General features: G+C 36.9%; 18 protein-coding genes. 6 read left to right on the top strand and 12 right to left on the bottom strand.

Annotated elements, in window-relative coordinates:
* Nucleotides 1-14 precede the first annotated feature (14 nt).
* The 3 genes from licT to CEQ21_RS21035 form a co-directional block, all read right to left on the bottom strand.
* A complete protein-coding gene (licT, locus tag CEQ21_RS21045; RefSeq protein ID WP_185766192.1) occupies nt 15-845 on the bottom strand; it encodes a BglG family transcription antiterminator LicT in 831 nt (276 codons plus the stop codon).
* 130 nt (nt 846-975) lie between these two features.
* The gene (locus CEQ21_RS21040; protein ID WP_328593489.1) at nt 976-2,397 is read right to left on the bottom strand and encodes a 6-phospho-beta-glucosidase; all 1,422 of its coding nucleotides are present in this window, start codon (nt 2,395-2,397) and stop codon (nt 976-978) included.
* Nucleotides 2,398-2,466: 69 nt separating this feature from the next.
* Nucleotides 2,467-4,386: a beta-glucoside-specific PTS transporter subunit IIABC gene (locus CEQ21_RS21035; protein ID WP_185766190.1), complete on the bottom strand. Its 1,920-nt coding sequence runs from the start codon at nt 4,384-4,386 to the stop codon at nt 2,467-2,469.
* Between the two features lie 570 nt (nt 4,387-4,956).
* Here CEQ21_RS21035 and CEQ21_RS21030 point away from each other — a divergent pair.
* Nucleotides 4,957-5,643: a DUF421 domain-containing protein gene (locus CEQ21_RS21030; protein WP_185766189.1), complete on the top strand. Its 687-nt coding sequence runs from the start codon at nt 4,957-4,959 to the stop codon at nt 5,641-5,643.
* Between the two features lie 36 nt (nt 5,644-5,679).
* Nucleotides 5,680-6,108 (top strand): DUF3888 domain-containing protein, encoded by a 429-nt coding sequence (locus tag CEQ21_RS21025; protein ID WP_185766188.1) that lies wholly within the window; start codon nt 5,680-5,682, stop codon nt 6,106-6,108.
* A gap of 250 nt (nt 6,109-6,358) precedes the next feature.
* Here the strand turns inward: CEQ21_RS21025 and CEQ21_RS21020 are convergent, their stop codons facing one another.
* Nucleotides 6,359-6,547, bottom strand: a complete 189-nt coding sequence (locus tag CEQ21_RS21020) for a hypothetical protein (RefSeq protein WP_185766187.1) — start codon at nt 6,545-6,547, stop codon at nt 6,359-6,361.
* Nucleotides 6,548-7,190: 643 nt separating this feature from the next.
* On the opposite strand from CEQ21_RS21020, the gene CEQ21_RS21015 reads away from it, so the two are divergent.
* Nucleotides 7,191-8,117 carry a LysR family transcriptional regulator gene (locus CEQ21_RS21015; protein WP_185766186.1) on the top strand — a complete coding sequence of 309 codons (927 nt, stop codon included), beginning with the start codon at nt 7,191-7,193 and terminating at the stop codon, nt 8,115-8,117.
* Nucleotides 8,118-8,159: 42 nt separating this feature from the next.
* Here the strand turns inward: CEQ21_RS21015 and CEQ21_RS21010 are convergent, their stop codons facing one another.
* Nucleotides 8,160-9,551, bottom strand: coding sequence for a PTS transporter subunit EIIC (locus tag CEQ21_RS21010; protein WP_185766185.1), 1,392 nt, complete (start codon nt 9,549-9,551; stop codon nt 8,160-8,162).
* A 303-nt stretch (nt 9,552-9,854) separates the two neighbouring features.
* Here CEQ21_RS21010 and CEQ21_RS21005 point away from each other — a divergent pair, with 303 nt between their 5' ends.
* Entirely contained in the window at nt 9,855-11,054 is a 1,200-nt protein-coding gene (locus CEQ21_RS21005; RefSeq protein ID WP_185766184.1) for an enolase C-terminal domain-like protein, read from the top strand.
* A 67-nt stretch (nt 11,055-11,121) separates the two neighbouring features.
* On the top strand, nt 11,122-11,838 hold the full coding sequence (locus tag CEQ21_RS21000; RefSeq protein ID WP_185766183.1) for a GntR family transcriptional regulator: 717 nt from the start codon (nt 11,122-11,124) through the stop codon (nt 11,836-11,838).
* 109 nt (nt 11,839-11,947) lie between these two features.
* Here the strand turns inward: CEQ21_RS21000 and CEQ21_RS20995 are convergent, their stop codons facing one another.
* A complete protein-coding gene (locus CEQ21_RS20995) occupies nt 11,948-12,544 on the bottom strand; it encodes a lysozyme family protein (protein WP_185767362.1) in 597 nt (198 codons plus the stop codon).
* Nucleotides 12,545-13,001: 457 nt separating this feature from the next.
* On the opposite strand from CEQ21_RS20995, the gene CEQ21_RS20990 reads away from it, so the two are divergent.
* Entirely contained in the window at nt 13,002-13,589 is a 588-nt protein-coding gene (locus CEQ21_RS20990) for a nitroreductase family protein (protein WP_185766182.1), read from the top strand.
* 399 nt (nt 13,590-13,988) lie between these two features.
* Here the strand turns inward: CEQ21_RS20990 and CEQ21_RS20985 are convergent, their stop codons facing one another.
* The 6 genes from CEQ21_RS20985 to CEQ21_RS20960 form a co-directional block, all read right to left on the bottom strand.
* Nucleotides 13,989-14,828 carry a glycosyltransferase family 2 protein gene (locus CEQ21_RS20985; RefSeq protein ID WP_185766181.1) on the bottom strand — a complete coding sequence of 280 codons (840 nt, stop codon included), beginning with the start codon at nt 14,826-14,828 and terminating at the stop codon, nt 13,989-13,991.
* A gap of 190 nt (nt 14,829-15,018) precedes the next feature.
* Nucleotides 15,019-15,210 carry a hypothetical protein gene (locus CEQ21_RS20980; protein ID WP_185766180.1) on the bottom strand — a complete coding sequence of 64 codons (192 nt, stop codon included), beginning with the start codon at nt 15,208-15,210 and terminating at the stop codon, nt 15,019-15,021.
* Nucleotides 15,211-15,492: 282 nt separating this feature from the next.
* Complete coding sequence (locus tag CEQ21_RS20975) at nt 15,493-16,476, bottom strand: ketoacyl-ACP synthase III (RefSeq protein ID WP_185766179.1); 984 nt, start codon at nt 16,474-16,476, stop codon at nt 15,493-15,495.
* A 247-nt stretch (nt 16,477-16,723) separates the two neighbouring features.
* A complete protein-coding gene (locus CEQ21_RS20970) occupies nt 16,724-18,187 on the bottom strand; it encodes a sugar porter family MFS transporter (protein ID WP_185766178.1) in 1,464 nt (487 codons plus the stop codon).
* A 391-nt stretch (nt 18,188-18,578) separates the two neighbouring features.
* Nucleotides 18,579-19,022, bottom strand: a complete 444-nt coding sequence (locus CEQ21_RS20965; RefSeq protein ID WP_185766177.1) for a disulfide oxidoreductase — start codon at nt 19,020-19,022, stop codon at nt 18,579-18,581.
* 172 nt (nt 19,023-19,194) lie between these two features.
* On the bottom strand, nt 19,195-19,377 hold the full coding sequence (locus CEQ21_RS20960; protein ID WP_185766176.1) for a hypothetical protein: 183 nt from the start codon (nt 19,375-19,377) through the stop codon (nt 19,195-19,197).
* Nucleotides 19,378-19,631 lie beyond the last annotated feature (254 nt).

Here is a 19,631-nt window from a genome sequence, read left to right as displayed (position 1 = left end):
TTTGCGTGTCTATATTATCTACTGACCAACCGTTGGACATGGATTGCCAAATACAGCTTTTCATTATTTGTAATGCTATAGTCGAATTGCTTCACAATATATTCACTGATTTTCTCTGTACATTCAAAGCTTCCTGGATGCTTTTGTCTAAAGGCATCATACAAAAATGGATCGTCATCCTGCAAATACGTTTTACTGTATAATCTTTGACCAAAAAACTTTAAATGTGTGAGGAACCGGAAATAATTCAAGGATTCTTCATCAAATTCCATTTTATAATGATACTTAACGATATTAAGAATATCTTGCATGACCTTCGTGATGTTCGCAACATCTGGCATCTCTTCACTAAGACCAGCATTAACAATATGCATCGCAATGAAGCCCGCTTCATCCTCAGGTAAATCGACATCGAACTTCTCCTTCAGCAAACGCAATGCCTCTTTGCCGATTGAAAACTCATCCTTGTAAAATCTTTTAATCTCCCATAATAAAGCATTGTTAATGATATGTCCTTGTTGAATTCTTTCCACAGCAAAGTGGACATGATCTGTTAAAGAAATATAAAAGCTGTCAGTAAAGGTTCTGCCAAGTCTATTTTTTGCAAGCTTAATGATTTCTTCGGTCACTTCCATATATTCAAGGGGAACTTCATATAGAAGGGTTTTAAATTTCTGTGAAATGTCTTTGTTTTTCAGCTCAAAAATCTTTTCGATTTTCTCTTCGTCAACAATATCGCCTGGTTTTTTTTGCCATGCAAGACCTTTTCCGATGATGATGAGCTCTTCCTGATTGTCATCCATTACACTAATGACATTATTATTAAATACTTTGGCTATTTTCATGTAACCACCTATTCGTTTATTGTCGTTCTATTACTTATAATATAATGGAAAATACGAATCTAAAAGGATTATTTTTCGAAAATTCAAAAGAAGGAAAGCAACTGACTCGCTTTCCTAAAAGTGTTTTCTTTTATAAATTTTCTCCGTTTGTCGCAATAACCTCTTTATACCAATCAAAGCTTTTTTTGCGTGAACGTTCTAATGAGCCATTTCCTTCATTATCCTTGTCCACATAAATATAGCCATAACGCTTTTTCATTTCTCCTGTTGATGCACTCACAAGGTCAATCGGGCCCCAGCTCGTGTAACCGAGCACTTCAACACCTTCATCGATTGCTTGAGACAGCTCCTGTAAATGCTTGTTTAAGTAGTCGATGCGATGATCGTCTGTGACAGCTCCATCCTCTGATGGGATATCAATGGCACCCAATCCGTTTTCGACAACAAACAGCGGTTTTTGGTAGCGGTCATATAATTGGTTTGCTGTTATACGGAATCCTTTAGGATCAATTGTCCAGCCCCACTCTGACTTTTCTAAAAATGGATTTTCAATCGAGCCAAATACATTTCCAGATGTCGTCTTATTGATTTCCGGATCTGTACTTGTCGTTCTGCTCGCATAATAACTAAAGCCAATATAATCTACCGTGTTATTTAGCAGAATTTCCTCATCCGTTGCTTCCATCTCAATTGTAATATTATGGTCCTTAATGAATTTTTTTGCATAGCCAGGATATTTACCGCGAGATTGAATATCAATGAAAAAGAAGGAATCGCGATCCTTTTCCAGTGCATCGAGAACATCATCAGGATTACAGCTATATGCATAGGTTTGTCCAGCTGCAAGCATACAGCCAATTTTAGCATCAGGGCTGATTTCATGGCATGCTTTAACAGCTAATGCACTTGCCACAAGCTGGTGATGTGCTGCCTGGTATTTCACCTGCTTCTTATCTTCCCCTTCTTCAAATACAAGACCAGCTCCAACAAACGGAAGGTGCAGAAGCATGTTGATTTCATTAAATGTCATCCAGTACTTTACTTTATCTTTATAGCGGTTGAAAAGAGTTGTCGCATATTTCTCAAAGAATCCAACAAGCTTGCGGCTTCGCCAGCTTCCATAGTTCTTAACAAGATTAACTGGCACATCGAAATGGGCGATAGTAACAACAGGCTCAATTCCATATTTCAACAGTTCATCAAATAAATCATCATAGAATTTCAAGCCTGCTTCATTTGGCTCTGCATCATCACCATTTGGAAAAATCCTTGCCCAAGAGATTGATAAACGCAATGCCTTAAAGCCCATCTCCGCAAATAGTGCAATATCCTCTTTATAGCGGTTATAAAAATCAATCGCTTCATGTGATGGATAGAATTCTCCTTCTAACGGTTCGTATGAAGTTAGATTCCCCATCATAATGTCCCATCTTTTTTGACCTGTTGGCAAAAGATCAACTGTTGTCAAGCCCTTTCCATCAGCAAGATATGCACCTTCTGCTTGGTTTGCAGCAATTGCGCCGCCCCATAAAAATCCTTTTTGAAATGCCATTTTCTTTTCCTCCTTTATATTCATTGGAGAAGATAAGGAGCTTATGCTCCTTATCTTCTACTCTACCTATTATTTTACATCTAATTTGAACAGCTCATCTACTGTAGTGACTTGTTTTTTATTCGTTAACTCCATGCTGTAATCCTTATAGTTTGTGACAACTACAGGTGTTGTTAACAGCTTACCAGCTTTGCGAATTTCTTCAATGTCAAACTCAATAAGCAACTGGCCTTTTTCCACGTATTCACCTTGGACTGTATATGCTTTAAAGTATTTTCCTTCAAATTGCACAGTATCCATCCCAATGTGAATTAATATATCTGCACCAGAATCAGTCGTAATACCAATTGCGTGATTTGTCGGGAATAAAGCTGATACTGTACCAGAAACTGGAGCATAAAGTTTGCCTTCTGATGGTTCAATTGCAAGGCCATGACCTAATGCACCTGTTGAAAATGCTGCATCCTCAACTTCTGATAATGCTTTCACTTCGCCATTTAATGGACTAATGATAACTTCTTGCTGTACTGCTGCTGTTGCAGCAACTTCATTTGAAGCAGATTTTACTTCTGAATCAGTAGTTGTTGCTTTTTCTTTGCCAATCCCTCCAAACAAGTACGTTAAGATGAAAGCAACAATGAATGCTACCACAATGGCAATTAATGCACCCCATAAATCCATGCCAAGCCCATCAGGACTAATGTATGTTGGGATTCCAAAAATTCCAAGACCACCAATAATGTAACCCTTTACATTAGCAAGACCTAAAATAGCTCCACCTGCTGCTGCACCGATACAGCTGATGATAAACGGTTTCTTTAATGGTAATGTAATTCCGTAAATAGCTGGCTCTGTTACACCGAAGATACCGGAAATGAATGCTGGGATACTCAATGATTTCAACTTTTTATCTCTTGTTTTAATTAGGATCGCAAGAACTGCACCAATTTGGGCGAATGATGCGGCAAATACTGTTGCCAGGATTGTATCGAAGCCCATTGTTGCCACATTGTTAATCGCAATTGGCACCAAGCCCCAGTGAAGTCCGAAAATAACGATAACTTGCCATAGACCACCAAGCAAAATCCCTGCAATTACCGGGCTTAAGTTATAAATGAATAATGAACCTGCACCAATCAAGCTGCTTGCCCATGTTGCAATCGGGCCGATGACCATAAATGTAATTGGAATAACAATTAATAATGTTAATAATGGCACTACAAATGTTTTAATAACATCTGGAATAAAGGTACGCAGCCATTTCTCTACTTTTGCTGCAAAGAATGTAGACAGAATAATTGGTATAACAGATGATGAATAAGACATTAAAATAACAGGAATTCCTAAAAATGTAACATAAATTGGTGATTCAAACATCGTACCTGCAAATACTGTGTACAGCGGGTCTCCTGTTGTTAAAGTCGAAAGGGTCGGGTACACTAATGCAGCTCCGATTGCCATTCCGATGAAAGGTGTTCCGCCGAACTTTTTGATTGCTGTATATCCTAAGAAGATTGGCAAGAAATAAAATAGCGCATCACCGGCTGCATTTAGGATTTGGTATGTGCCGGATGTATTTTCCAGCCAGCCAAGTGCGACAAATAATGCATTAAAGCCTTTGATCATCCCTGATGCGGCTAACACGCCAAGGACTGGTGTAAAGATGCTTGAAATCATATCAATAAAGCGACTGAAAAGGGAACCTTTAGGTCCTTCATCTTCCTCCACTTGCTCCTGACCTTGAAAACCACCAACTGTAACTACAGCTTTGTATACATCAGGTACATGGTTTCCGATAACGACTTGATATTGTCCGCCGCTTTTCATGACTGTAACAACATCATCCATGTTTTTTAATACCTCTGTATTTGCTTTTCCTTCATCCTTTAGCTTAAAGCGAAGGCGTGTAATACAATGGACTACATTGGAAACGTTTTCTTTTCCACCCACATTAGCAATAATGTCTTTTGCCAGCTGCTCATATTTCATTTTTTGACCCTTCCTTCTTTTATCTATTTTTGGTTTTTGCCAAATAAAAAACCTGAGCCCACTAAATCACACTATAAAAGCGTGTTCTAGTCAGTTCAGGTTATGCCCACTTAAGGTAACATTCCATCAAGGAACTTATTAAGTTGTTATTTGATAGGTTTAATTTATCATGAGAACGATTTCATGTCAACGCTTTCAATAAATTTTTTTTTATATATGACAGATTAATTGATTTACTACTTACTCTGGTGTGTGATTGTCGGCTAAAAATTCAGTTCTAACTTCTAACTATAATTTTATACGAGAACTATTTGCGGTGGTTTAAACTGTTTTTTGGATTGGCTTATTTAAATTCACTACTACCTGCAAAATATTCCGTTTCATTACTCGCACAGCCTTACACTTTCGCGGTAATTCAAATTAATGAAACATAAATATTTTTACTTTTTTTAAAAAACGACTTTATTTTGTATAATTTAGGGAGTTTTCCGCAATATATAAATCGATGAAATTTCTGTATAGTATGGCATTCCTCTAAGCAAATTAATTAAAAGATTATAGGTGAAGCACATGTTTTTTGATATCACAGTGGAATTATGTGTCGGGTTTTTTACCCTTCTTTTTATGCTGAAAATTCTAGGAAAGATTCAATTTTCGCAAATTACTCCTTTTGACTTTATAACAGGAATGGTCTTAGGGAATTTCGTAGGAGATTCTATCTTTGATGAGCGTACAGGAGTGCTTGATATCGTATACAGCATTTTACTTTGGGGTCTACTTATCTACCTTGTTGAGTTACTGACACAAAAATCATTTTTACTGCGCGGCTTTTTTGAAGGGAAACCATCCATGCTTATTAATAAGGGAGAAATTGACTTTAAAACCTTAAAAAAAAATCATATTGATTTAAGTCAGCTTCAGCATCTGTTAAGAAAACAAGGTTATTTTTCTTTATTTGACGCAGAGTATGTCATTTTGGAACAAGATGGTAATATAAGTGTTGCACCAAAGCATTCATATGGAACTCCTACTAATGAAGACCTACAAATTCCAGAAAAGAAAATACAGCTAGCATATGCATTAGTGCTTGATGGTAAAGTAAATAAACAAAATCTTAAAACACTTAAATATGATGAAGGCTGGCTGAAGCAACAGCTATCACAACATCAAATAACAGATTATAAAAATGTTCTTTATGCTGAATGGCACGAAGAGAAAGGATTAAAAGTGGCAACATATAATAATGATTCAAATTAATGACAACATAAACGCTAAAGGAAGGTAGATGACGCAATGAAAAAGCTACTAGTTTTACTTATGGGGTTCATGATTTTCTCAAATGGGCATTATACTTATGCCAAAACGAAAACGAAAGCAGAAAGAGTCGATGGTTACTTTACAACAGAGGATATTCTGTTTTCTATTTTTGAGCCGAAATTAAACAAAATAGTCCATGACCAATACGGGAAGGAAATGATTGTTAATCCAATGAAGGTAGAAGATGTTGCCATTATGCAGAAGCAAACAGGAAAAGACAGTTACAATGGCTGGTATGAAGTAAAGCTGTCCATTCTTGTCGGAGAACCTGATGGCGATACATTTACGGATACAGTAATTCTCGAAGTAGACGCTCCGAATATTGGCGGCACTGCACCACGGTTAAAAAGCGAAAAAGTGAATGGACTGGAAATCAAGCTTGTAAAATATTTTAAAGGAAGCTAACAGGCTGCCAATCGGCAGTCTGTTTACCTGCTTTTTATGCCTTTTTGATCAGCCTGTAATACCTTTTTTCTATACTTGATTCTGTTCTGTTTAAAAACTTTGCTGATTTGTTTATATGTTCATCCTTTGACGATTAAAACATGCAGCTTTTCTAATTTGCCTGTTGTCCAAGGCCAATATTTCCGTTCATTTGCGCTTGTGTGTATTTCTGCCTTAACCCATATTGGTAATGTAGAAGCGTTTTTATTTGTTAACTTCGTAAATCAAGCATGTTTTTGTTTCTTTCTGCCCAGCTCCAAAAATCCTTCCAATCAATTAATAGATATTCTTTTTTATATCGGGTAATTCTTTTTGTATGCTTTAATCCATTTTCAGTCCATTGCAACACAGTTTTAGTTGCTTCCCCCAGTTCTAAAGCCAACTCTCGTACTGTTACCATCCCTGTCTGCTTCCTAGTTGCGCCAAGTCCAAGTCTCCTCAACCGACTGGACACTGCTGCTGGAGTCCTGCCAAGTTTACTAGCAATCGCAGAAATCGGCTACTAAGGTTTGCAGTAATTTCACTTCATCCGTGCTCCAATTTTTTTATTGCTCATTTCAATAACCAGCCTCTTGTTTACTGTCTCTTGTCTCCATTTCGTTGTCTTGCCAAACTGGACAGCATTAATAGTGTACTTTTCGTAATTACATTCCTTCAACGCTACAAACAACCCTAATTTCAGCTGAATTAGAAAAGAAACTCGCAACCATTGGCCTAATTCTTGTTAATGGAAGTCTATTATAGAAAAACAACAACGTAAATGTAATAAAAGTGAACGTAGTGTTAAGTTTAGGTTATCTAGCTTATAAGTAAACTACTACTTTGTGCGAAAAACCCTTGCTATGCTCGCTTATGAAGTCCTTATTAGTCAAAAATGTGAACAATAGCTAGTTGAATTATCCCCTTTTGTCTCTAAATTGAAATTCTCTATTCTATTATTGAGACAACAAAAAGACAGATATTATGTACTATAGAAACAGTAATAAAGTTGGAGATTCATTTAATGTAACAGCAATAGTATTCTTTTAAGTAGGAGGATGAAAATGAATATAGAACAAATTGATTATTTGTTGGAAGTGGCGAAGGAAAGGTCTATCAGGAAAGCAGCAGATAATCTGCATATAACCCCTTCTGCAATCAGCCAATCCATCCTGCAAATAGAAATAAATTTAGGGGTAACTATTTTTCAGCGCTCCAACAAAGGGACTACTCCAACACCTGCAGGGAAAATGGTCCTGAAACGAGCATTCGAGCTGCAGTGTAAGTATAAAGAGCTATATGACGATGTGCATAGAATGGAAAATGGGCATCAAAGCTTGCCTTTAAAGATTGCCTTTACACCTACATTTGGAAATGTGGGCTATCTAGCCCTTATGTCGTTAAAGGAGGAGCAAAAAGACTTGAAGGTTGAAATACAAGAAGGCATGCATGAGGATATCATCGCAAAAATCCTCAAAAATGATGGTTCATTTGATCTATCCTTAATTGTTGCGAACAGAAATCTGTTAGAAAATAGCAGTTCCATCCATATTGAGCCATTTTATCGAAGCTATGTCTGTATAGCAGTAAGTAAACACTCTCCCTTAAGTACAAGAAAGTTCCTGACGAAGGAAGATTTAGTTAATGAAAGTATTGCCGTCCTTGAAACATCCACACATAAAGAGCTTGTGAAAAAATCAGGCTTGGAAAACAACCCTGTTTTTGTTACCTCCAATAATAGTGCGCTAATAAGAAATGTCGTTAAGGATGGCCATGCCATCTGTGCACTCGATGATTTTTCCCTTATCAATCACCAAGATTATGCGTCAGGAGATATTATTGTTTTGCCCTTTAAAAGCCCCGATTATATCTATCGAGAAATATGGGCAGTTTATCCGAAAACAGTGGCTAAAAATGGGGATATGCAAAGCTACTTATCTATCGTAAAGAAATTAATCAATCAGAGATCATCATTAGAAGTATTAGTGTAATAGTCAGAGGGGACCTCCCCAAAGTTAGGCCCCCTCTGACTATTATCCACTTATTTTCTGAACAGGAGTATCTTTATGCCCCGCCCCGAATGAATTCTTTTTTACCGTTAAAAACGTGATGGAAAAGGCTGTTCCAATTGCAATGATGATACCTGCAATCGCATACGGAAAATACGGTCCGACATATGCAACAAGACTTACAATACTTGAAAGAATATACCCGTATATCCTCACACCCATGACTGCAAAGAATGTCGCAGCAATCGTACTGCCGATTGTACACGCAATAAATGCCTTTTTGTTTCTAATCAAAACACCAAATAAAGCAGGTTCTGTTATGCCAAGTATGGCTGATATGGTTGCAGATAGTATCACTGATTTTTCTGTTTTACTGTTCGCTTTAAAAAACATCGCAAAGGTCGCACCAGCAATCGCCATATTTGTCATGAACATCATTGGCATCAGCATGTCGTATCCTTTATCCGCAAAATTTTGCAAGGCTATCGGTGTGATGGCATGATGAACACCAAAAACGATTTCAATTGGTCTCGCCCCTCCCATGACAACCCCTGCCAAAATCGGAGATACGTTAAACAAAAATTCAACCATAAATGCCAAGCCCTTGCCAACATAGCTGCCTAAGGGCCCTGTTACAATAAGTGTAACTGGAATGGTCAGAAATAACGTCAATGTTGGCGTGAATACCGTTCGCAATACACTTGGCATCCATTTATCTACCCATCTATGTATATAGCTTAATGCCCACACAGATAAAATGATAGGAATAACAGTACCTGAGTAATTAATAACTGGTATCGGCAAGCCTATAAAATGATACTTGGTTATTTCTCCAAGCTTAGCCGCATCGAGCAACGTTGGGTACATCAGCCCTCCTGCTACTGCTATCGCTAAGTATTGATTTGTCTTAAAGATTTTTGCAGCAGATGCTGCTAAAAAGAATGGCAGAAAATAAAAGACCCCACTAGCAATTAAATCTAAAATAACAACTGTTTCACTTTCTTTTGACAAAATGTTTAGAGCTATTAAACCAGCCAGAACCCCTTTTATCATTCCCGCCCCTGCAATGGCAGGCACAATTGGTCCAAACACTCCAGAAACTACATCCAACAATCTGCCAAACATTCCTTTACTGCTAGTGTCTGCTGTTGTGGTAATTGTATTTTCATCTACCTCTAATTCTTCCATTAAAGCATTATAAAAAACTTGCACATTTGTGCCAATAATCACTTGATATTGTTCATTCTGCAACTGTTCACCAATAACTCCGTTAACTTGTTTAACCTTTTCATGATCAATTTTTGTCTGATCGACTAAATCAAACCGTAATCTTGTCATGCAATGCCATGCCTTCTTAATATTATCTTTACCGCCAACATATTCGATGATTCTTTTAACAGCTTCTTTTTCCCTCATCCTAAAGCATCCTCTCATTATCAAGTAAATGCAGATTAACATTAATTATAGAAACTTGATTTGACAAGGTCATAATAGCATAGCATCGCTTGCAATGAAAGCGGTTAAAAAATACCGTTTTATTGGAAAAACCGTTGCTGCAACAAGCTTTCACCTGCAATGGTCTTATAAATTGGTACGGTAAATGAATAAATAAGAAGTACTTCCCTGACCAAATTGACTCGTTGTTTTTCCATATGCTTTAATGGAGTCATTATAAGGCTTTGATTTGACAAAAAAAGTGAGAGAAAAGGAGATTAAGAGTTGGAACCGACAATAATTACTGACATAAAATCATTTGTAACAAATCCGCATCGACATAATCTTGTCGTTGTTAAAGTAGAAACGAATAAGGGTATTTACGGTTACGGATGTGCCACATTTCAACAGCGACCATTAGCTGTTCAAACTATGATCGAAGAGTATTTAAAACCACTGCTTATTAATCGAGATGCGAACCATATAGAAGACATTTGGCAAGTAATGATGGTGAATTCTTATTGGCGAAACGGTCCTGTTATCAATAATGCGATTGCTGGCATTGACATGGCGTTATGGGATATAAAAGCAAAATTAGCTGACATGCCTCTTTATCAACTACTTGGCGGCAAATCGAAAAATGCGATTGCTGCTTATACACATGCTGATGGATTAACAATCGAAGAGCTTTTCCGGGATGTGGATAGGCTGCTGGCAAAAGGTTATCGGCATATTCGCTGTCAAATGGGAAAATACGGCGGGAAAAACCCTAACATGCATTGCGCCATACAGGACGCTGGCGGCGAATATTTTGATCAACATAACTATCGGCAGGATGTTATTACCATGTTTCAGGCACTCAGGGAGAAATATGGGTATTCTATCCATTTCCTGCATGATGTTCATGAACGATTATTTCCTAATGAAGCATTGCAGCTAGCGAAGGATATAGAGCCGTTTAAACCATACTTTTTAGAGGATATCCTGCCACCAGACCAAAATGAATGGCTTATTTCCTTAAGAAATCAATGCAGTACCCCGATTGCAACAGGAGAATTATTTAATAATCCGGTAGAATGGAGAAATCTGATTGTTAATCGTCAAATTGATTTTATTCGCTGTCATGTCTCACAAATAGGCGGGATTACACCTGCATTAAAGCTTGCAGCACTTTGTGAAAATTTCGGTGTTCGCCTAGCATGGCACGGGCCATCTGATATGACTCCAATTGGCGTTGCCGTCAATACACACTTAAATATCCATTTGCACAATGCAGCCATACAGGAAATTCAAGAACCAGATGAAACAACAAAAAAAATGTTTCCTGGAAATGTGGAGGTACAGAATGGGTATATTTATCCAATTGAAAAAAACGGCATTGGTGTAGATTTTGACGAAGAGATGGCAGCAGCCTATCCTGTTATTTACCGTAAACACGAGTGGACAGAGTCCCGCCTGCCGAACGGTGCCATCCACACACCATAACAAGCGTTCTATACTTTTGCATGCTACAATGAACCGAGGAAAGATACTAATTTTCGAGGTATAAATAATGAAAAAAAGAGATTTTATCGCAGAGGATATTCTCAGTAAAATTTATCAGAATAAGTACAAAGCTGGCGAAAAGCTCCCAACTGAAAGGGAGCTTTCCAATCTGTATACTGTTTCAAGGTATACGATAAGAGAAGCGTTAAAGAAGCTTGTCAATATTGGGTGTATTAAAGTTATTCAAGGCTCTGGTATCTTTGTGTCTGAAACTAGATATAGAAGTCCTTTAATTTATAATTCTCTTACAGAAAAAAAATTCAAGGATATCCATTCAAAAATAATGTACTTAAAAAAGATTCAGCCAAATCAAGAGCTGGAAAAGATTTTCGATTTACATATGGTTCCAAATAAGAAATTATGGGAGTTTAAGCGGATAAGGATTGTCGACTTTCAAAAGATGCAGATTGAAACCTCTGTTCTTCCCTGTTCTTATTTTCCTGATCTAAATGAAGAAGAAATAAAAAAATCTGTCCATGATTATGTACAGCAATGCGGACTTAATATTTCCCATTTCATCACAACATACCGTGCTATAAACATTACTAAAGAGGATGCAGACCTGCTTAATTGTAAAAAAGGAAGTGCAGCCATGAAAATTATTAATAGGGGAATATTAGAAAATGGCAAGGTGTTTGAATATAGTGAAATGATTAATTTAGATTATTCCGTCTCCTACTTTACACCCTTCAATCGACACAAGCATGAGTATAGAAAGAAATAACCTAAAAGTTCTAAGACCAGTGATTTTTCACTGGTCTTAGAACTTTTAGACAAACCTTTCAAGCTGTTTAATATTTGATTATCTTTCCTTGTGTAATTAAAACTGAATTTTATAAATGCTGTCTCACAATCTCATTCATCGCATCAATTTTTGCAGCGACTTTTCCTGCATAACTATAATCGCCGTAGCAATAAGGATAGCGGAAATTTAATTTATCGTTATTGCATGTATACAAATCAGGCGATTTTTCTACCATAAGCTCGGAATAGGATTTGGCGGTTTCCTCACTATGAAATGTATCACTATTAACAACAAAATCGATATAGCCTGGACCCATATTATAGCTTTGAATAATTGTTTCAAGGTCTACATCATTTGCTTCACCGTATTTGTACATTTCGGAAAAATGATACACTCCTTGTTTGATGCTTTCTGCGGGGTCACTGATTTCATTACGCGCTAAACCTGCAGATTCAGATGACTGCATGGGATCACTGCCTTTCCCATGGCTTTCTTGATCCATAATGGCAAGCAAAACAGGTGCAAACTCATCTGCATCCAGTTCATTTTTATTCAATTCATCCTTTATCTCTGGCAAATAATTGGCTAATCTTGTTTCAGCCGTTTGTTTAATAGAGTTAGCGGTAATTAAATAGCCACCGTATAAAACAATAACGATGAAGATCAATATACGCAGTTTTCTCATTTTTCTTCTTCTTTTTTTCAATTTAACCCCTCATTAAAGCAATTTAAATGTTTTTTCATTTTTCTCTATCCATTATACAAGAAACAGGTCAGAATTTCTTTCCTTAACCTAAACTCTGTCCTGTTTTTTTGCAAATGTTTTTTCTATTAAAAAATAGCTGCCTTATTTAGCAGCTGTGTGAAGATATATTGCTCCGTTCGTTACCGTTTTACCTTTATAAAGTTATATATTCCTCTTACCAATAACGCTAACAATAAAAAAATCATTATTTGCCAAAAACCAGTAATATATGACATTATTATCCTCCATTATGGCAATATCTATATGTTAACATATATTTCCTAATTTACGTGTCTTTTAGAAATATCATTATCTTCTAACAATTGTTTGCCAAGCTTTTTATCCTATGTTAATTATGGTATATTTTAACTTATATTACTAGTTAGGAGGATTATTTATGGCTGATATGAAGGACTTTCGTAATTCTAGTTTCGATATTTCACTGCAGTTTATCAATCGCTGGTCTCCTCGTTCTTTTTTGGAGAAGGCTATACCTGAGGATGTTCTTTTAAGTATATTTGAAGCAGCAAGATGGGCTCCTTCTGCATCCAATGTTCAGCCTTGGAGATTTATTATCGCCCGCACACAGGCCGATTTAGAAAAGTTTCATTCCTTTATTGTACCTGGAAATCTTCTATGGGCTAAGCATGCACCTGCTTTAGCGGTTATTCTTTCCGAAACATCAACAGAACGTGGTCCCAATGCGTGGCATGCATTTGATGCTGGTACTGCATGGAGTCACCTTGCTCTGGAAGCACATAATCAAGGCTTGGTTACACATGCGATGGGAGGGTTTGATAATGTGCTTGCTCGCCAAGTATTAAACATCCCAGAGCAATACGAACTACACGCTGTGGTTGCCATTGGATATCAAGGAGAGAAGGAGTCACTCCCAGATAATCTGCAAGAACGGGAAAAGCCAAGCAGCAGACGTGCATTACGTGAATCCCTATTTGAAGGGTCTTTTGGTAAAGAAGCTCTTTAATCTGTTTCGAAAAATCATCTAAAGAAAAAAGAGGCTGGGACATAAGTATATGAATCAATATAAAAACCGAACTATATATTTTAATATAAATTAGATAGTTCGGTTTTTTGTTTTTTAGTTTTAATACAATAATTAAGAATTTTAGTGGAATGGAGCGGAGGCCACTCGACTCCTGCGGGAAATAGAGGACGCTTTAGTCCCCGCAGGCGAAGACGAGGAGACTCAAGCTTTCCCCGCGGAAAGCGCGAGGACGAGCGCGTAATGAAATGAACTAATTATAACTCCATATTCTATTTAGTCACTAGCTTCATTTTTCAAATATGGATGTAATTTTATTATTCGTGTTTAGAAAGGTTATCTTTTGTTTTGTACCAGCCTCTTTTTTCTATTCCTCTTAGATTACTCTGACACTGGTATTTCCCTAATAATTTCTGCTGTATTATCCTCTTGACTATCGGTATTATCCTCAAGACCATCCAGTATCATGTAGCTATCTTCATATTTAAATACAGGCTTGTACACATCTCCCCAATTGACTAATGTTTCTTCAATAAGCAATCTTAGGGAAGAAGCTGTTTCATTTTTTTCATTTGTGTTATTTTTTTCATGTCTGCGATGATAAAGCATAAGCTGATCAATCCAATAAAAACGATAAGAAATTATTAACAGAAGCAGTATTCTAATGTCTTCCACATATCTGCCTCCATAAGGATCATCCAATGGCCAGCCTCCTACCTCTCGTACTGCAGAGGTTCTGTAGCATCTTGGCCAAATAGATGTATTTGCCAATAAAAAATCATATGGATTATCATAATGCTGGCCTTTTTTTATTCGCGATAAATACACTTGTCCATATTCATCTTCAAAACTTATATTAATATTGCCGCTAATGACCGCAACATCCTCTGGCTGTTTCAATGCTTCATCTGCTAAGCTTTGCAAGGTGTCTGGATAAAGCCAGTCATCAGGATCAAGCTGAACAAAAAAGGGTGTTTCAATATGCTCAAGTCCAGTATTCAAACTAACCGATTGCCCCTTGTTTTCGTCATGTCTTACATACGTTATCCTTGGATCAACAAGATATTTTTTTGCTAACTCTGAACTCTCATCTGTCGAGCCGTCATCTACCAAAACGATTTTCCAGGAGAAATAATTTTGTGCGTAAATACTGCTAATAGCATCAATGATATATTTACCAGGATTGTAAAACGGGATTAGGACTGTAATAAGATTATCCAAGCTATTTGCCCTCCATTTCCTAACTACTTTTATATACTATGAGGAAGGGTTTAAAATGGTATGTTCAAACATCTTCTTTATACATTTTTTCAGCTCTTGCGTAGTAGATATTTGCACACATTGAAGTTCAATAAAAAAAGCCCTGTACACTTTGTATAGGACTGACTTACGTATATCAATTCATTTTTGTTTACTCGCTATAATAAGTATAAATGCCATTTCCGTCGAAAGGAAATATAGATTTGCTTCCAAAATCACTTTGCATCATAATGAGCACAATTAGAGCCAAAAGATAAAAAACCGCAATCGATTTATTATGTTCCTGCATCTCTTTCTTTTTAGCCCTGTATTTTGCTTGGATTAGTCTTTTTTTACCATTCATCAGACAAGCTCCTTTTTTAAAAGTGATCCATTATAACGACATTAAGTAACACCACTAACAAAAAATTACTTTTCTCATTTTCACTTATTATGCTTGAAAATCCCTTTTATTTCAATATAAGTTAATACTTTTTTTGTAAAAAAAGATTTCTTTTCAACTATCTATCCCTTTTCCATAATCACGCCTTTTTTTATAAATTGTCGGTCAAGGCCGCGGACAACAGTAGAACTTGGTAAAGCAACAAAAAAAAAGAAAGAGCAGCCTGCTCTCTCCTGTATCTTTTTAAGCCAAATTCCATTTTATAATTAACCCAAGATGTGTAAGTCCGCCGCCAAAGCCGTAAAGGAGTATATTGTCTCCATTTTTGATTTTTTGTTCATCGAGCCCTGTCTGGATTGCCAATGGTATCGAGCTTGATGAGGTATTTCCATATGGAACCATGCTTGTTAAAGTTTTTTCTATCGATACACCCGACTTATCACAAATCGATTCAATCATCCGTAAATTTGCGCTGTGGGGAACGAACCAGTCCAGCTGTTCCTTTTTCATATTGGCTTTTTTCAATAATGCTTCCATGGAGGCTGGAATCGTTCTTGTCGCCCATTTATATACTTCACGGCCGTTTTGAACCATTTTCCCACTGTTATTTAAAGGCTCTCCATTCATCTTTTCCGATAATGCGGTTCTGTATATGTGAATGCCGCCTTCTCCATTTGTGCCCAGATGGGTTGCAAGGAAGCTCGGATTTTCTTCATCATATTCAACAAGCACTGCTCCGGCACCATCACCAAACAGGATGCATGTTGTTCTATCCGTATAGTCTGTCACCTTTGACAAAGTTTCTGTTGCAATAACAAGTATTTTTTTATGCATTCCAGATGTGATCATACTATTCGCTAAATGCAGACCATATGTGAATCCAGCGCATGCAGCACTTAAATCCATCGCACCTGTCTGCCCGATTTTAAAATGTGATTGTATTTGTGTTGCTACACTTGGAAAACCATAATCTGCAGTAGTAGTTGCAACGATGATAAAGTCAACATCATCCAGTGAAGTACTGCTGTTTGCAGCTAAGTTTTCGATTGCTTTAATTGCCAAGGTAGAAGCAAACTCTTCTTCTCCTGCAATTCGTCTTTCCTTAATGCCTGTTCTTTGGACGATCCATTCATCGCTTGTATCCACCATTTTCGCAAGATCGTTATTTGTCAGTCTCTTTTCAGGGACATATGTTCCAATTGCTGAAATCCTTGCTTTTGAAGTCATTTCGGTTCGCTCCTTTTTATACTTATAACCAATTTATATATCCTACTATTAGTATCAGGTACTAATTTTATATTATTACGAATGAAGTTTATTTGTCAACGATGGAGTATCAACTTTCCATTCCTCCTCCTTACACAAAAAAAACCTTTGTATATAAAATGATTGGAGAAAGGTATTCGCGACAAGGAATAGAAAAACAGGCTAATAGCTAAAGAAACGTTCCTTTATTAGGAACGTTTCTTAGCTATTAGCCTTGTTGTACATATTTTTTCTGTGATTTAGCAAAGGATTGCTCAATCTCCTCTAGTGAACGTCCTTTCGTTTCCGGTACATATCGTTTGATGAAAAATAAACTTATTAATCCCAGTCCAACGAAGATGAAGAATGTAGTTGCCAAGCCAAATGCATCAAATAATACAGGGAATAGCAAACCTACAAGAAAATTCATCATAAACAGGCAGAAAATAGAAATACCCATTGCTAAACCGCGAAGATGAAGTGGATAAATTTCTGACTGCATCAACCAAGTTACTGGTGAGACTGCACCTTGCTGAAATGCTAAGAATAAAACAGTTAAGCTCAAGATAATATACGGAAGTACGGAAGAGCCTTCCATTGTAATTGAAATAATACCAATAAGCAGGAGTGATGTGCTTGTCCCAACCATACCGAAAAACAGCATTGGTCTTCGGCCGACCTTGTCAAGCAGTGCTATACCAACGAATGTTGCAGCAACAGAGATAACACCATTGGCAATGTTACCGATTAAAGCCGCTTCTGTTGAAAAGCCTGCATCCTTCAATATTTCTGTTCCATAATACATAATGGAATTAACACCAGTTAACTGCTGGATCATGGCAATTCCTATTCCTATAAGTATAATTCTGCGAACATGAGGAAGTTTTAAGTCTTTGAAGGTTGCTTTTTTCACTTTTCCTTCATTTACAATCGTATTTTTGATTTCTTTTAGTTCTTTTTGTGCTTGCATGCGTTCCCTAATCTTTTCTAGTACTTGTAAAGCTCCTTTTAAGTTGCCCTTAGAAGCAAGCCAGCGTGGACTTTCGGGAACAATCAGCATGCCAAGCCATAATAGTACTGCTGGAAGAGTCGCTATAACTAGCATATATCTCCAAATATTGCCCATATCGCCAAATGAGTTCGCTAAAATGGCATTAAATATGTATGCGAGCAGTTGTCCTGTGACAATCATTAATTCATTCTGAGTAACAAGTCTACCCCTTTTTTCTGCAGGAGCCATCTCCGCTAAAAATGCAGGTACTGTTACAGATGTTGCTCCGACTGCAAGTCCTAAAATAAATCTGCTTAAAACCATAATCTCTATATTTGGAGCAAGCGAACAACCAATTGTTGCGATAAGGAAAATACATGCAACACTTATGATTGTTTTGCGTCGTCCTTTCCTGTCAGACAGTCTGCCTCCAAAAATTGCCCCAAATGCTGCCCCAAACAGAAGGGAACTTGTAACGAGCCCTTGCGTAAAAGGAGATAAGTTAAGCTGATCCTCTCTTGACATATAAGGCAGTGCTCCATTTACTACACCCGTATCGTAACCGTATAACAGACCTCCGAATGTAGAAATGATTGTAATCAATTTTAAATATGTTTTTTGTGAAAACTTCTGCTTTTTTTGCCCTTCATTTGAGCTCGCTGCGGATGTTTTTACAAAAGCAGGTTCCTCACTAATTCTCATTTAATTCCTCACCCTTTTATGTAAATATAGATTCGCAGCTTCCTTTGCTGTTAAGGAAGTGTGTAGAAGTTATTTACCTTTTTAAAGGGGGATTTAAACATTTGCCCGTTTTTTTTGATATGAACAAAACAGAATATTCCTTGCTCTAAAATTTGTTCATTCTGCTATGCACACTTTTCACAGAGGAGGTTTTAGAGCCTCCTCCTCTGCGATTGCGGGGCTAATCGTCTCTATTTCCTTTAGTAATCGAGTGTCCTCGGCAATGTACACTAAGATTTCTCATTAGTGGATAAAAAGTAAATTCCTAATAAAAAACCGAACTATTAGTCGCTAAACGAAAAATAGTTCGGCTCTTCCTTCTAGCCTTAACTCCTTGTCACAGTCCCCATGGTTATTCCTGATTTTCACCAACGATAAATGTTGACTTTTTGTCCATAATTAAGCCGATAATACATAAAACAATAATAATGATAAATGCTATAAGTGCCATAAGCGGAATGGTAATAAATCCTAATAAATGAAAATAATCCGTTGTGCATGACACTCTGCCGCATGAGCCTAGCTCTGGCGGAAACAACATAATGTAATTGTGATGGACAGAAATAGCAAAGCCTATGCTTGCTAACGTTAAAAAGCTCCAAATCTGATTATAATCTTTTCTTATAATAGCTAAGCCAACAATAATCGGTAATGGATACATAAATATTCGCTGAAGCCAGCATAGTTTACATGGCTCAAATTTCATAATTTCAGAAAAAAACAAACTTCCGAACGTGGCAATTGTAGAAACAACCCATATTGCCATTAACAGTTTCTCTTTATTTTTTGTTTCCATATTATTTACCTCCCTTATAGCTAAACGAACACTTAATCTTACTAATATCTTCATCAGAACTTGTCCCTTTTTTGTATAAAGCAACATCTCGTGACTAATCAATTTACCTGTTCCTTATTATAGATGATTAAGGAGGTCTTGACTATAAGCCACTACCTCCAAATCGTTGAGCTCAATTTGCTTGGGCTATTACTTCCAAGCTGCCATCCTCTGCATGGTGAATGATATTGGTGATTTTGTAAAAACTTTTATCAATTTTAATTGTTTCGCCAATGGATGGTGCTATCTGAAAGATAATCTGCTTGGATTGCCAACCTCTTCCCTTATCCTGATACAGCGTATTTAGTCTTACCAAGAGCATCACCTCCAGTTACCTTCTTCATAGCATATCAACATATTTTTCTGTTTATGACATTCATTGTGGTTCAAATATAAAGTGTACTTGCATATAAAAACCAATAGAAAAAACAGGACAATACATTACTGTCCTGTTTTTTCTATTGATACATCATTTCATCAGTTAAAATCCTTGGAAAACTTCTAAACTTTTTTGCCAGTATGTATGGTGGTGCTTAGTTTGAATCTTCAAGAACATCGCGAATAAACAAT

Source organism: Niallia circulans, from assembly GCF_007273535.1.
In the GTDB taxonomy this organism is placed as follows: domain Bacteria; phylum Bacillota; class Bacilli; order Bacillales; family Cytobacillaceae; genus Niallia; species Niallia circulans_B.
The sequence above is the reverse complement of the archived record's forward strand: the minus strand, read 5'-3'. Positions and strand labels throughout refer to the sequence as shown.

What these genes read in the sequence shown, in the direction of transcription:
- CEQ21_RS20970 (WP_185766178.1), bottom strand. Translation starts at nt 18,187, where the DNA reads ATGAGAATTAGTGAGGAACCTGCTTTTGTAAAAACATCCGCAGCGAGC.
- CEQ21_RS21040 (WP_328593489.1), bottom strand. Translation starts at nt 2,397, where the DNA reads ATGGCATTTCAAAAAGGATTTTTATGGGGCGGCGCAATTGCTGCAAAC.
- CEQ21_RS21025 (WP_185766188.1), top strand. Translation starts at nt 5,680, where the DNA reads ATGAAAAAGCTACTAGTTTTACTTATGGGGTTCATGATTTTCTCAAAT.
- CEQ21_RS21000 (WP_185766183.1), top strand. Translation starts at nt 11,122, where the DNA reads ATGAAAAAAAGAGATTTTATCGCAGAGGATATTCTCAGTAAAATTTAT.
- CEQ21_RS20975 (WP_185766179.1), bottom strand. Translation starts at nt 16,476, where the DNA reads ATGACTTCAAAAGCAAGGATTTCAGCAATTGGAACATATGTCCCTGAA.
- CEQ21_RS21020 (WP_185766187.1), bottom strand. Translation starts at nt 6,547, where the DNA reads ATGGTAACAGTACGAGAGTTGGCTTTAGAACTGGGGGAAGCAACTAAA.
- CEQ21_RS20980 (WP_185766180.1), bottom strand. Translation starts at nt 15,210, where the DNA reads ATGAATGGTAAAAAAAGACTAATCCAAGCAAAATACAGGGCTAAAAAG.
- CEQ21_RS21010 (WP_185766185.1), bottom strand. Translation starts at nt 9,551, where the DNA reads ATGAGGGAAAAAGAAGCTGTTAAAAGAATCATCGAATATGTTGGCGGT.
- CEQ21_RS21035 (WP_185766190.1), bottom strand. Translation starts at nt 4,386, where the DNA reads ATGAAATATGAGCAGCTGGCAAAAGACATTATTGCTAATGTGGGTGGA.
- CEQ21_RS20995 (WP_185767362.1), bottom strand. Translation starts at nt 12,544, where the DNA reads ATGAGAAAACTGCGTATATTGATCTTCATCGTTATTGTTTTATACGGT.
- CEQ21_RS20990 (WP_185766182.1), top strand. Translation starts at nt 13,002, where the DNA reads ATGGCTGATATGAAGGACTTTCGTAATTCTAGTTTCGATATTTCACTG.
- licT (WP_185766192.1), bottom strand. Translation starts at nt 845, where the DNA reads ATGAAAATAGCCAAAGTATTTAATAATAATGTCATTAGTGTAATGGAT.
- CEQ21_RS20965 (WP_185766177.1), bottom strand. Translation starts at nt 19,022, where the DNA reads ATGGAAACAAAAAATAAAGAGAAACTGTTAATGGCAATATGGGTTGTT.
- CEQ21_RS21015 (WP_185766186.1), top strand. Translation starts at nt 7,191, where the DNA reads ATGAATATAGAACAAATTGATTATTTGTTGGAAGTGGCGAAGGAAAGG.
- CEQ21_RS21030 (WP_185766189.1), top strand. Translation starts at nt 4,957, where the DNA reads ATGTTTTTTGATATCACAGTGGAATTATGTGTCGGGTTTTTTACCCTT.